This window comes from Martinezella rhizogenes (genome assembly GCF_000799715.1).
In the GTDB taxonomy this organism is placed as follows: domain Bacteria; phylum Pseudomonadota; class Alphaproteobacteria; order Rhizobiales; family Rhizobiaceae; genus Rhizobium; species Rhizobium rhizogenes_C.
In genome coordinates, this window is record NZ_JUHG01000013.1 from 116132 (window position 1) to 129740 (window position 13609).

At 61.3% G+C, this 13609-nt stretch carries 13 protein-coding genes; 3 read left to right on the forward strand and 10 right to left on the reverse strand.

The window, feature by feature from the left end; genetic code table 11:
* The first annotated feature begins 2 nt into the window (after nucleotides 1-2).
* The 3 genes from EX00_RS12480 to EX00_RS12490 are packed head-to-tail and all read left to right on the forward strand — an operon-like array spanning nucleotide 3 to nucleotide 3402.
* Nucleotides 3-866 carry an ABC transporter permease gene (locus EX00_RS12480; RefSeq protein WP_047457975.1) on the forward strand — a complete coding sequence of 288 codons (864 nt, stop codon included), beginning with the start codon at nucleotides 3-5 and terminating at the stop codon, nucleotides 864-866.
* 55 nt (nucleotides 867-921) lie between these two features.
* On the forward strand, nucleotides 922-2658 hold the full coding sequence (araD, locus tag EX00_RS12485) for an L-arabinonate dehydratase (protein ID WP_047457977.1): 1737 nt from the start codon (nucleotides 922-924) through the stop codon (nucleotides 2656-2658).
* An 18-nt stretch (nucleotides 2659-2676) separates the two neighbouring features.
* Entirely contained in the window at nucleotides 2677-3402 is a 726-nt protein-coding gene (locus EX00_RS12490) for a ribonuclease activity regulator RraA (RefSeq protein ID WP_047457980.1), read from the forward strand.
* A gap of 66 nt (nucleotides 3403-3468) precedes the next feature.
* Here the strand turns inward: EX00_RS12490 and EX00_RS12495 are convergent, their stop codons facing one another.
* From EX00_RS12495 to EX00_RS12540, 10 genes are all read right to left on the reverse strand, one after another.
* Entirely contained in the window at nucleotides 3469-4968 is a 1500-nt protein-coding gene (locus EX00_RS12495) for an ABC transporter substrate-binding protein (protein ID WP_234709013.1), read from the reverse strand.
* A 6-nt stretch (nucleotides 4969-4974) separates the two neighbouring features.
* Complete coding sequence (locus EX00_RS12500; protein WP_047457982.1) at nucleotides 4975-5970, reverse strand: ABC transporter ATP-binding protein; 996 nt, start codon at nucleotides 5968-5970, stop codon at nucleotides 4975-4977.
* Entirely contained in the window at nucleotides 5967-6938 is a 972-nt protein-coding gene (locus EX00_RS12505; RefSeq protein ID WP_047457984.1) for an ABC transporter ATP-binding protein, read from the reverse strand. Before EX00_RS12505 ends, EX00_RS12500 begins: the two co-directional genes overlap by 4 nt.
* Complete coding sequence (locus tag EX00_RS12510) at nucleotides 6935-8476, reverse strand: gamma-glutamyltransferase family protein (RefSeq protein ID WP_047457987.1); 1542 nt, start codon at nucleotides 8474-8476, stop codon at nucleotides 6935-6937. Before EX00_RS12510 ends, EX00_RS12505 begins: the two co-directional genes overlap by 4 nt.
* Entirely contained in the window at nucleotides 8473-9408 is a 936-nt protein-coding gene (locus EX00_RS12515; RefSeq protein WP_047457989.1) for a polysaccharide deacetylase family protein, read from the reverse strand. Before EX00_RS12515 ends, EX00_RS12510 begins: the two co-directional genes overlap by 4 nt.
* A gap of 18 nt (nucleotides 9409-9426) precedes the next feature.
* Entirely contained in the window at nucleotides 9427-10218 is a 792-nt protein-coding gene (locus EX00_RS12520; protein WP_047457990.1) for an SDR family NAD(P)-dependent oxidoreductase, read from the reverse strand.
* Between the two features lie 5 nt (nucleotides 10219-10223).
* Entirely contained in the window at nucleotides 10224-11081 is an 858-nt protein-coding gene (locus tag EX00_RS12525) for an ABC transporter permease (protein WP_047457994.1), read from the reverse strand.
* Complete coding sequence (locus EX00_RS12530) at nucleotides 11078-12007, reverse strand: ABC transporter permease (protein WP_047457996.1); 930 nt, start codon at nucleotides 12005-12007, stop codon at nucleotides 11078-11080. Before EX00_RS12530 ends, EX00_RS12525 begins: the two co-directional genes overlap by 4 nt.
* Nucleotides 12008-12052: 45 nt before the next feature.
* Nucleotides 12053-12841, reverse strand: a complete 789-nt coding sequence (locus tag EX00_RS12535) for a GntR family transcriptional regulator (RefSeq protein WP_047458000.1) — start codon at nucleotides 12839-12841, stop codon at nucleotides 12053-12055.
* 146 nt (nucleotides 12842-12987) lie between these two features.
* Nucleotides 12988-13602: a DUF922 domain-containing Zn-dependent protease gene (locus EX00_RS12540; RefSeq protein WP_202903709.1), complete on the reverse strand. Its 615-nt coding sequence runs from the start codon at nucleotides 13600-13602 to the stop codon at nucleotides 12988-12990.
* Between the last annotated feature and the right edge of the window lie 7 nt (nucleotides 13603-13609).

Genomic DNA, 13609 nt, shown 5'->3' on the forward strand with positions numbered 1-13609 from the left:
CCATGAGCGCACCACAAATCATCCTTGCGGCCGAGACGGCAGATGCCGCCGGCCATATCGCCGCCGTCGAACAGAAACTCGGCGCCCTCGAACTTCTTTGGCAGTCGAGTTTCTTCCGCAAGTCGCTGCTGATCGTAATTCTCGCCATCATCTGGGAGATCTACGCTAGGCACCTCGACAATCCGCTGCTATTCCCGACGCTCAGCGACACGTTGAGTGCACTCTATGATCGTTTCGCCGACGGCGTCCTGCCGGAGCGCATCTGGACGACGCTGAAGGTGCTCGTGACGGGCTACGTGGCAGGCACCGTGCTGGCGGCTATCCTCACCGTTGTTGCCATCAACACCCGCATCGGTACCGACTTTCTCGAAACCATGACCGCGATGTTCAATCCGCTGCCGGCGATCTCGCTGCTGCCACTCGCCCTCATCTGGTTCGGCCTGGGGCCAGCGAGCCTCGTCTTCGTCCTCATCCATTCCGTGCTATGGGCAGTCGCTCTCAACACCCATGCCGGCTTTCTCGGCGTATCGCGCACCCTGCGTATGGTCGGCGCGAATTATGGACTGACCGGACTTTCCTATGTGTTCCGCATTCTGATCCCGGCCGCCTTCCCGTCGATCCTGACCGGGTTGAAGATCGGCTGGGCCTTCTCCTGGCGCACCTTGATCGCCGCCGAACTCGTCTTCGGCGTCTCCTCCGGCCAGGGCGGACTTGGATGGTTCATCTTCGAAAACCGCAACCTTCTCGACATACCCGCCGTCTTCGCCGGCTTGCTAACGGTTATCGTGATCGGGCTTATTGTCGAGAACCTGGTGTTCCAGACAATCGAACGCCGGACCCTGCTGAAATGGGGCATGAAGGAATGACCCGACGCGCGGATTTATCTCTTCGACCAACCGTTGAATACAAGGCTGGACTACAATGAGCAGCAAAAAGAAACCGGCAGAACTGCGCAGCGCCAGATGGTTCGCACCTGACGACCTCAGAAGTTCGGGCCATCGGTCGCGGACCATGCAGATGGGCTATGCGCCGGAGGAATGGGCCGGAAAGCCCGTCATCGCCATCCTCAACACTTGGTCCGACGCGAACCCCTGTCACGCGCATTTCAAGCACCGTGTCGAGGACGTGAAGCGCGGTGTCTTTCAGGCCGGCGGCTTCCCGCTGGAGCTGCCGGCGCTGTCGCTGTCGGAAAGCTATGTGAAGCCGACGACCATGCTCTATCGTAACATGCTAGCGATGGAGACCGAGGAGCTGCTGCGCTCGCATCCGATCGACGGGGCCGTGCTTATGGGCGGCTGCGACAAGACAACGCCCGGCCTTGTCATGGGCGCGCTCTCCATGGGCCTGCCGATGATCTACCTGCCGGCCGGGCCGATGCTGCGCGGCAACTATCGCGGCGAATATCTGGGCTCGGGCTCGGATGGCTGGAAATTCTGGGATGAACGCCGCGCCGGCACAATTACGGAGAAAGAATGGGTCGATGTCGAAGCCGGCATTGCCCGCTCCTACGGTCACTGCATGACCATGGGCACGGCGAGCACGATGACGGCGATCGCTGAAGCATTGGGGCTCACCCTGCCCGGCGCAAGCTCGATCCCGGCGCCGGATGCCAACCATATCCGCATGTCGTCTGCCGTCGGCCGCCGCATCGTCGACATGGTCTGGGAGGATCTCGTTCCATCGAAGATTGTCACGGCAGCCGCCTTCGACAATGCCGTTGCGGTCGCCATGGCCACGGGCTGTTCCACCAATGCCGTTGTGCACCTGATCGCGATGGCGCGCCGCGCCGGTGTCGACCTCTCGCTGGACGATCTCGACAAGGCCGGCCGCACGACGCCGGTGCTCGCCAATATCCGGCCGACCGGCAAGACCTATCTGATGGAGGATTTCTACTATGCCGGCGGCCTTCGGGCCTTGATGGTGAAGCTTTCCTCGAAGCTTGATCTCTCCGCCCTCACCGTGTCGGGCGTCACCCTCGGCGAAACGCTCGAAGGTGCCAAATGCTACAATGACGACGTCATCCGCTCGCTCGACAATCCGGTCTATCATGAGGGATCGCTCGCCGTCGTGAAGGGCAATCTCGCGCCGACGGGCGCGGTCATCAAACCCGCCGCTTGCGACCCGCGCTTCCACAAGCACCAAGGGCCGGCGCTGGTCTTCGACAGCTATCCGGAGATGAAGGCAGCGGTCGACGACGAGAACCTCGACATCACGCCCGACCACGTCATGGTGCTGCGCGGCGCCGGACCGCAAGGTGGGCCGGGCATGCCGGAATGGGGCATGCTGCCGATCCCCAAGGCACTGCTGAAGCAAGGCCATCGCGATATGCTCCGCCTCTCCGACGCCCGCATGAGCGGCACGAGCTACGGCGCCTGCATCCTGCACGTTTCGCCGGAATCCCATGTCGGCGGTCCATTGGCGCTATTGAAGAATGGCGACATCATTCGCCTCGACCTCGAAGCGCGCCGCATCGACATGCTGGTGGACGAGGACGAGTTGCAGCGGCGGCGCGACGCCTGGGTGAAGCCGGCGGAAAAATTCGGACGCGGTTATGGCTGGATGTTCAACCGCCATGTCGCCCAGGCCGACACCGGCTGCGACTTCGACTTCCTGGAACCCGGTTTCGGTCCGACGCCGGGCGAACCCGACATTTATTGATCGCAAAGGATATATCTCATGAGCAATTACGTGCTGAGCAGCGAGACGCGCAACAAGCTGTTGGGCGTTGCCACGCCGACGATCGCCACCGCGCTCTTCAAGCGGGGTTTGCGCAACCAGTTCATCCAGGATGTGCACCCGCTGTCGACGAAGAAGGCGAACATGGTCGGCCAGGCGTTTACCCTGCGCTACATTCCCGCTCGCGAAGACCTGAATACGCTCGAGGTCTTCCGTAATCCCGAGCATCCGCAGCGCGCCGCCGTCGAGAAATGCCCGCCCGGCGCGATCCTCATCATGGATAGCCGCAAGGATGCGCGCGCGGCTTCCGCTGGCTCGATCCTGATCTCGCGGCTGCAGGTGCGCGGCGTCGCCGGCGTCGTCACCGATGGCGGCTTTCGCGACAGCCCGGAAATCGCCGCTCTCGATATCCCCGCCTATCACCACCGCCCCTCCGCGCCGACGAACCTGACGCTGCACCAGGCGATCGAAATAAACGGACCGATCGGCTGCGGCGATGTCGCTGTCTTCCCTGGCGACGTGCTTGTCGGCGACAATGAAGGCGTCATCGTCATCCCCGCTCATATTGCCGATGAGATCGCCGACGAGACGGTCGAAATGACCGCCTATGAGGATTTCGTCACCGAGGAGGTGCTGAACGGCGCGACCATCATCGGCCTTTATCCGGCAACCAGCGAGGCGCCCAAGGTCAAATTCGCCGAGTGGCGGAAGCAGAAGGGTCGCTGATCAGGCTGCAAATCGAAACCCCGCCGGCGATCACGACGGCGGGGTTTTTCATAAAATAATAGATACTTAACCGGCCCAGCTCATCCGGTTCAGGAAGAAGCTTTCATTCGGCGTCGGCTGGAAGTTCAGCGGCTTTGCGGCACCGTAGATCGCAATCATCTGGTAGAGCGGCACGGCAAGCACATCATCCACGATGGATTGGCTGATTTTTTCATAATCCGCCAACCGCTTCTGCTGATCGAGCGACGAGCCTGCATCATCCAATAGCGCATCGATCTCCGGCTTGGCGACGATGGCCCAGGTGCTGCCGGTGTGGAAAAGATAGTTCATAACGCCATCGGCATCCTGGCAGGCGCAGGAATTGGTGCTGATCGCCAAGGTCGGAGCATCGACCGGGCCTTTCTGAACCAGTTGCAGGAAAGTCGGCGTATCGACCTGGGAAATTTCAACGTCGAAGCCGACTTCCTGCAACTCCTGCAATATGGCTTCGGCCACCCGCTGGTCGAAGAAGGTGCCGACGGTCAGCTGGAACTTCGGCGGCTTGCCGACGCTGGCAATGAGGGCCTTTGCCTTGTCCGGGTCATAAGGCAGTCCGGTGATCTTGTCGCTCCAGCCGAAATGCGCCGGCGTCATCATCTGGGCGACCGGCTTGTCGAACCCACCGAGAATGCCCTGCGTGATGCCAGACTTGTCTATGGCGTAGGCAACCGCCTGACGGAGCTTCAGATTGTCGAAGGGAGGCTTGTTCGGATTGATACGGATAAAGGACATTCTCTCCGTCAGTATCGGCAGGGCCTTGACCGTCTCCGACCCCGCCAATTGCGCCGCCTGATCGGACGTCAGGGCGCGGGCGAAATCGGCCACGCCTGCCTGCAGGTCCGCAAGTCTCGTGGAGGCATCGGGCACCGCTCGGAAGACTGCCTGCTCGAACGGGCCTTTGTTGCCCCAATAGCTGTCGTTGCGAACAAGTGTCACGGCGACGCCGCGATCCCATTTGGCGAACTTGTAAGGGCCGCTGCCGACAGGTGCCAGATTGAACGCCTGGTCACCGACTTTCTGCACCACATGCTCGGGGACGATGGAAAGCTTGGTGAGCTGCGCAAGCAAGGGCGGATAGGGGCTCTGCAATGTCAGCGTCACCTCATGCTCGCCGGAGACCTCAGCCTTTGCGATCTTGGCGAACTGGCTGCGCTGGGGGCTCGCCAATTTCGGGTCGATGATACGATTGACGCTGAAGGCGACATCTTCCGCCGTCAACGGCGTGCCGTCATGAAAGGTGACGTCGGCGCGCAGGGTGAAGACGATCTTCGTATCCGACAGGGTCTTCCAGGAGGTGGCGATTTCCGGAGCGATCTTGCCGCTATTGTCACGCGTGACGAGATTGTCGAAAATATTGCGATAAACGAAATAGCTGTCCGGATTCCATTGCAGCTGCGGGTCAAGCGTCGACGGCTCGTTGACGAGATCTACGACGATCTGCTGCTTTTCGGCAGCCTGGACCATCATGGCGGACGGAAGAAGAGCGAGCCCGAAGACCGCCGTTAAAACAAGAAGTTTGCGAAACATCATCATCTACTCCTTTAGGAAATCAGGCGTTCTCACATGGCACGCTGCGGCATGGCCACCCGGCTGACGCGCTTCGAGCTCAGGCGAGGCAGTCCGGCAGACGGACACGGCGATGGGGCATCGGGTCGAAAAGCGGCAACCCGCTGGCGGATTGGCCGGACTTGGCAGATCCCCCTGCAGGATAATGCGCTGCCTGCGGCGCTGTGCCTTGGGATCGGGCAGCGGCACGGCGCTGAGCAGCGCTTCCGTATAGGGGTGAACCGGCTTTGCAAAAACCTCCGCCGTCGATCCGGTCTCGGCGATCCGGCCAAGATACATCACCGCGACCCGATCGGCGAAGTGGCGCACCACGGAAAGATCATGCGAGATGAACAGATAAGACAGGCCCAGGCGCTGCTGCAATTCAAGCAGCAGGTTCAGGATCTGCGAACGGATCGATACGTCGAGCGCCGAGACTGGCTCGTCGAGAATGAGCAGCTTGGGCTGCAAAGCGATGGCGCGGGCAATGACGATGCGCTGGCGCTGGCCGCCGGAAAAGGCGTTGGGCTTGCGGTCGGCATGGCCCGGATTGAGCCCAACGAGCTCCAGCAGCTCCCCTACCCGTTGCCGGCGCTCCTCCCGTGTGCCGATACCGTGGATGATCAGCGGCTCGGCGATGCTTTCGCCAATGGTCAGCTTCGGATTGAGAGCAGACACCGGATCCTGGAACACGATCTGGATGTCCCGCGAAAGATCGGCGCGGCGCACCGAGGCGTCGCTCGTCACATCCTCGCCCTCGAAGATGATCCTCCCCGATGTCGCGCGCTGCATTCCGAGGATCGTGGCGCCGAGGGTGGACTTGCCACAGCCCGATTCACCGACCAGCGCCAAGCTTTCTCCCGGTGCGATATCGAGATCGACACCATCGACGGCCTTCAGCCAACCGACCGGGCGGCCGAGAAAGCCGCCGCGGATCGGGAAATGCACACGAAGGTCGCGCACTGAAAGAAGCGGCCCTGTCATGCAAGCCCTCCGGTCAGGTCCTGATGCCAGCAGGCAGCGCGTCGGTCCGCGCCCGCGGCGACAAGCGGCGGCGTTTGCCGACAGTCCTCGTCCGCCAAGGGACAGCGCGTCGAAAACCGACAGCCTTCCGGCCAGGCGCCGATGTCCGGCACAGTGCCGCTAATGGTCGGCAACAGCGCCTTCGCCTTGCCATCCAGCCTCGGAATCGTCGATAGCAGCATCCGCGTATAGGGATGTTTCTGCTCCTCGAAGATCGTATCTACCGGCGCCTCTTCGACAATCCGGCCGGCATACATCACCGCCACGCGGTCGGCGATATCGGCGACGACGCCCATGTCGTGGGTGATCAGCAGGATCGCTGTGCCGGTCTCGGCGCGCAACCGCTTCATCAGCTCCAGGATCTGCGCCTGGATCGTCACGTCGAGCGCCGTCGTCGGCTCGTCGGCGATCAGCAGGCGCGGCCGGGTGATCAGCGCCATGGCGATCATCGCCCTCTGGCACATGCCGCCTGAGAGTTCGAAGGGAAACTGATGGAAGCGCATGGTCGGCTCGGGAATGCCAACCTCTTCGAGCATGGCGATCGCCTGCCGCTGCGCCTCCCCGCCCCTGATCCCACGGTGAACGATCAGGCTTTCGGCAATCTGCTTGCCGATCGGCATCAGCGGATTGAGAGAGGCGACCGGTTCCTGAAAAATCATCGCCATCTCGTCGCCGCGCAGCCGCTTCATGGCGGCGTTGTCGAGGCCGGCCAGCTCCTTGCCGTTCAGCCGGATCGACCCTTTGTTTCGCGCGGCGACACGCGGCAACAGATCCATGACCGAAAAGGCCGTCATCGACTTGCCGCAACCCGATTCGCCGACCAGCGTAACGATTTCACCCGACGAGACCGAAAAGCCGACGCCATCGACGACGAGCTTGCCACCGATCGAGATATGCAGATCTTCGACGATCAGGACCGGAGCGGTCATCTAGGGTCAGCCTCGCGAACGGCAGCCCATGGGTTCTTTGGGTGAACCATGCCGGTATTGATGCCGCCACGACGAAGAACTGCCGAGGGAACGGCGAAATTGACCGGGTAGAGCGTGTCATCGATGACTTCGACGCTGAATTCGGATGCGACGGTCGGCGCCACATCGGATGCGGCTGTCCGATTGACGCGGATAGTCGTGCCACTGGCGTCGATGCGCGGGCAGAGAAAAGCATCCTCTAGCGATAGGCCGTAAGCCGCGACATAGGTGAGGATTTGCGTCACGGCCGGAACGATCTGCCGGCCGCCGGCCGCACCCAGCGCCAGCTCCGGCACGCCGTCGCGTGTCGCGACGATCGGAGACATGTTGGCGAGCGGCTTGCTGGCGGGCGCGATGGAGTTGGGTTGGCCTTGACGTGGGTCGAACCACATCATGCCGTTGTTGAGCGCAAAACCCGTCTCCGGCACAACAATCTTCGAGCCGAAGCGCGACAGCAGCGTATTCGTGAGCGAGACCATAGTACCATCGGCGTCGACAACGCTCAGATGGCTGGTGCAGCTCTCTCCGGCCGCATGACCGAGATGCTTGAGCCGATATTCGCTCGCGCGTCGGATCGCGCGGGCAAAAGCAAGGGCCGCAGTCCCGCCGAAGGGATCGTTTTCCGGCAGGCTGGTCTCCAGTTCGGACAATGCCACGCAGAGTGTGGGGCCGCCTGAAAGTTCCGGTACGGCATGGACGACAAGGCCCCTGAAGTCCTGCTTCAATGGCGTGAGCCAACGCGGCGCGTAGCTAGCGAAGTCCTTTTCCGAAAGCACTGAACCGCCGTCGGCAAGCCCCTTGATCAGCTGATCAGCAAGCTCACCCTCATAGAAATCGCGCGGGCCGGCAGCAGCCAGCCTTTCCAGCGTCCTCGCCTTCGCCTTCATCGGCAGGAAGGCTTTGCGTCCACCCTCCGGCACGCGTGGTGCGCGACCATTGTGCAGGAACAGTTCCGAGGCCGCCGGAAACTGCGCCAGATTGGCGCCGTCTATCGCCAGAGCCAGTGCCGCATACCAATCGAGTTGCAAGCCGCGATGCGCCTGTTCGATGGCAGGCGCCAGGGCATCGGCCCAGGAGATCGTGCCGAAACGGGAAAGCGCCTCGGCGAAACCGGCAATGGCGCCCGGCACGCAGATCGAGTTGTAACCGATCAGATTCCGATCACCTTCGACCGATGGCCAGTCAAACCAGTCGCCATCGCGACCCGGAACCAGCGGGTAGTCGGCGGGATTGATTGCAGCGGGCGAGATCACGTTGAAATCGAGAGTATCGACTGCGCCACCGGCATCGGCACGAACCAGGAAGCCGCCGCCGCCGATGCCCGAAAGCCATGGCTCGACGACGCTGAGGACGAGCGCCGTCGTCACCGCTGCGTCGACGGCATTACCACCAGCCGAAAGCACTGCGGCTCCGGCTTCCGCCGCTCGCCAGTTCTGGCAGGCGACCAAGCCGTGTCTGCTGCGCGTTTCATGCTTGCCGATCTGCCAGGTCTCGCTCATGCGCGCGCTCCAGACTGTGAGGGGCCAAAGCGAGACGGACCGATGGCGGCGGGAATATCCGCCTCGACCGCAAAACGACCCCGGTTATTCGAAGATGCATGATGACAAGCGATGTCGGCAGCGGTGGCGACCCAGCTCGTTGGCTCGGCGGTGATCGCGTCGAGCAGCTTTTCCAGCATGGCGATGCGCTGCGCCCGGCCCGAGATCCAGTCGTGGATGGTGAGCGTGAACAGTCCGCCGAAGCGGCGTTGGGCACGCCACTCCGTCAGCCAGTCGTCCAGCACCTGGGCGCCGGCGGACGGCGCCCAACGTTCGTTGCCGCTATTCTCGAACTTGAAGAAGATCGCGTCATCCAGCGCCCATTGCACGGGAATCTCGATCACGCCGTCGATCTCATAGGGATGATCGAAGCCCATGAGGGAGGAGTCGTAGGCAAGGCCGTTGCGGCGGATCTCGGCCAGCATATGCGGCGTCATTTCCCAGGCCGGCGAGCGGAAGCCCATCGGCTTCTGTCCTGTCTGGGAAACGAAGAGCGCCAGACTGGCGTCGAGCGCGGCGCTGAATTCCTCGTCACCGATGTCGCCGACGAGTTCGTGAAAATATCCGTGCAGTCCCATCTCATGTCCGGCCTCGACCAATGCCGGCAAGAGCTCAGGATTGGATTTCGCAACGACAGCAGGTACATAGAAGCTTGCTTTAACGTCGTAACGTGCAAAGAGATCGAGGATACGGGTCATGCCCGTGCGCAGGCCGAAGCGGCGGACTTCCAATCGCGACAGACGATTGGACAGTCCCTCCCGCTGTTCCCAAAGAAAGGGCGAGGTCGCATCGACATCGACGCTGAGAAGAACCGCGCTCTTCTTGCCTTCCGGCCATTCATAGGCGGGAAAAGGCGAAAAACCGCCGCGAGGCTCAACCGTATCCTGGGCCATATCGTCTTCCTTCCCGACCTATAATGGCTTCTTCTTCGCCTGATAGACGGCAAGCGATCCGATGGAGTTGCCGCCATCGGCCGCCAGCGTCGAGCCGGTGATATAGGCGGCGGCATCCGAGGCGAGAAAGAGGACGGCGTTGGCCGCATCCGTCGGCTGCGAGGGACGGCCGAGCGGGATATTGCCGAGCACGCTATCGATATGCTCTTGCGTCAGGTGGCTGACTTCGCTGCCGGGCGCAAAGCCCGGCTCGACGATGTTGACCCGGATACCGAACTCAGCGAGCTCGATGGCAAGACCCTTGTTCAAGCGGTCGAGCGCCGTCTTCGAAACGCAATAGGGTACAACGCTGCGCCGCATCTTGCGTGCCGCACCAGAGGAGATGTTGATAATCGAGCCCTTGACACCCTGAGCGATCATCTGGCGCGCAATACCCTGCGACAACAGGAACGGCGCACGCAGATTGATGCCAAAAATCTTATCCCAATCGTCGGCATCGATATCGAGAAGGAATCCGGATGGATAAATGCCGGCATTGTTGACCAGAACGTCGGCCGCGCCCCAGTTTTCGGCGACATAGGCGAGCAATGCCTTGATATCGGCATCCGATGTCAGATCCGCCGCAAATTGCAGATGCCCACTGCCTGCGAGACTTTCGTTAGCAGCGCTGAGACGGTTAGGGTCTTTGTCCGTCAAAAGGACGTGTGCACCGGCATTTGCGAAAGCCTGCGCGATCCAGCCACCGAAGATGCCCGCAGCACCGGTGACGACGACGCGCTTTCCTTTGAAATCCTCTGAAAAATCAACCATGTGGTTCAATTGCTCCGTGGGTCGAGACGATCACGCAGATGATCGCCGATGAAATTGACGGAAAGAACGAGAAGAAAGAGCGCGGCACCCGGCATGACGGAAAGCCACCAGGCCGTTGCCACATAGTTGCGCCCGGTTGACAGCATTGCGCCCCAGCTGGCCGTCGGCGGCTGGACCCCGAGGCCAAGGAAGGAAAGACCGGCCTCGAATAGCACCATCAGTCCGAATTCAAGCGTTGCGACGACGATCAGCCCGCCGGCGATATTCGGCAGGACATGCCGCCAAAGGACACGAAACCAGCCCGCCCCCATGAACCGAGACAAGCGCAGATAGGGCATGTTGGCGACCGTCAATGTCTGGCCGTAGGCAACGCGTGCATAGCGCGGCCAGCGGGTCAGCGCCAGGATCAGCACGACATTCACAAGGCCGGGACCAAGTACGGCGACCGTGATGATCGCCAGGAGGATGGCGGGCACCGAGAGAACGATGTCGACCAGCCGCATAATGAGCGTCTCGGTCCAGCCGCGATAAAATGCAGCGAGCATTCCGATGACGGAGCCAAAAATTCCCGACAGCAGTACGGATGAAACGGCGACGAATAGCGAGACCCGCGCGCCGTAGATCAGGCGGCTGAGCGTATCGCGCCCGAGTTCATCGGAACCGATCAGATAGAGCGTGTTGCGCGCCACCGTGCCCGGCGGCTTCAATCGGCCGAGGAGATTTTGCGTATTCGGATCGTGTGGTGCGATCAACGGAGCGAAGATCGCCATCAGCACGATCAGGGTCAGAACGACGACCGAGATCACGACGCCTGTAGGTGTGCGGCGAATAAGTCTTACCGGTCCGGCGGCCAAAACACTCATACCTGCCTCCCGGAAAGACGAATGCGCGGATCGATGACGCTATAGAGAACATCGGCGAGAAGATTGAGCAGGATAGCGGCCGCCGCGCCGATCAGCACAACGCCCTGCACGATCGGGAAATCCCGCGCGCTGATTGCCTGTATCGTCAGCTGGCCAAGGCCCGGCCAGGCAAACACGGTCTCGATGATGATGGCGCCGGTCAGCAGGTTGGCGATCTCGAGCGCCGATATCGTCACCAGCGGCACGGCCGCGTTGCGCAACAAATGGCGTATCACGATGCGCGCCGTCGACAGGCCCTTGGCATGGCCGGTGCGAACATAGTCCTTCTCCAGCTCATCCAGAACGGCCGTGCGGGCGACGCGGGCAAAGGTCGCCATCGACAGGAAGCCAAGGGCGAAGGCAGGCATTAGCAAACTTGTCATGCCGCTTGCACCTGACGTCGGCAGCCACCGCAGCACGACGCCGAACAGCATGATCAACAGGATGGATGTCCAGAAGGTCGGCATCGATTGACCAATCAGCACGAAGCTCATCAGCCAGCGCGATTCCCAGGAATGCCGCCGCACCGCGATGAGAACGCCGATCGGCACACCAAGGCCAAGCGCCACCACCAAGGCGCCCGATGCCAGCGACAATGTATAGGGAACGCGGCTGCCGATGATATCCAAGACGGGCAGATGCTGGACATAGGACTGGCCGAGATCGAAGCGCAGCAAGCCTGCCAGAAAACGGAGATATTGAAGATAAAGGGGCTGATCGAAGCCGAGGGCCGTCCGCATGATGTCGATATCGGCCGTGCTTGCGTCCGGCGGCACGAGCAGGAGCACAGGATCGCCGGTCAGGCGTTGCAGAAAGAAGACGAGCGTCACCACGCCGAACAATGCGACGAGGGCCTGCAACAGACGCTTGGCGATAAATGCAGGCACGTCTTGCTCCCGTTATTGCAGACCGCAGGAAAACTGAAGGACGCGCTAACTCGCCCGCTTCGGGTTGACTTCTTCGCTCTTGGATAAGGCGGTTGCGGGCAAATCTGCCGCCGGTGCCCTCACCTTCTTCGACGCCGCCTCGATGGCGACGGCGTCGGATTCCAGAAAGCGCGCCTGGGCAAACCGCGCGAAGATCTCGCAGATCTCCGCCAGACATTCACGCGCCGCCTGCCCACGCCCCGCACGTTTGGCATCGACAAAGGCGCTCCAATCGGCCAGCGGCAATTTCTGACCACTCTTCGCCTCGAGGAAACCGATATAACGCTCTGATTTATCCCAGAGATTTTCGAGCCAGCCGGCGATCAACGGCGCCCTCAGATGCGTCACCAGCAAATGCTTCAATTGGCGCTCGTAACGTCGCGCCAGAACGATCTGCTCGTCCAGGCCGGCAGCGTGCGCAGCAGCCAAGGCAGCATGCATATCGCACAACGTCTCCAAGCGTTTGAACTCTTCCAGCGAAAGCTCGACATCGGCCAGCAGCGGCTCCAATTGGCGACGACCGAGGATCACCTCCCGCAGACCAATGGCCGTGATCGGAGCGACCTTCCAGCCGCTGCGTGGCTGGGACGAGACGAAGCCGGAATGTGCCAGCCGAGCAAGCGCGGCACGCACAATGCCACGACCCACGCCGTAGTCCCTGCAAATCCCGACCTCGGACAACCGCACACCGGGCGCAAGCGCGCCGGAAATGATGGCATGCCTCAGTCTGTCTTCGGCGATCGAGACCGTATCCGGCATGCCGGTCGTCAGGAAAGGGCTTTGAGTATCGAACATGAGAGCAAAACTAACATCTCAGTTCGTTAGATTGAAGTGTCAGTTTTGCGGCGACGAGCGATTTTGCGGACTTTTTTTGCTGAAGATGAGATCAATGCGAAAAAGAAATTGGCCAGGTTCGCATCGAGGTCGGGCACCAAGGCCTTCTACTGCTCTCTCACCAGTTTCAGCACGAGCTGCTGGAGATTGCCGCCGTCGCTGAATTCAACCTTGTCGAAGTCGCTGTTTCGCTGCCGCTCGCTTTTGGAAATCTCACCAAGCCGCTTCGTCAGCTCCACCCGGATCTTGCCGCATTTCGGATCGTTGGCCACCGACAGGCCAACGCTCGTGGCTTCGATTTCCTTGACCATGTCCTTGATGAATTGACCATGCACGCGCTCATGCGCTTCGACGCCGGCAATGAAATGCTGCCAGCTCCTGCGGGTCGAGCCAGTCAGCTGCGCGGAGGGTTTCGGCAATGTGTAGGTGATGATCAGCTTCGGTATATTGACAGTGATCATGCAGGCGCCATCCGGCTGCGGCTCGTATTTCCGCGTCCAAGTCAGCTTGAAATCAGTATGGGCAATTGCCCTCGTTTTACCGCCGAGGAACGGACCGCGCTCGCCAATCGATTCATAGAGTTCCGCGCCGGATTTACCCGCGATGGCATAGGTCTGCACCTTTTCAACCGCCTGCCATTCCGCATGTGCGACCATCGGCAACAGGGCAAAGCTGATTGCCAACACACAAAGTCGAACGCTTGTCCTCACGCAAATCCCCATTGAGCCG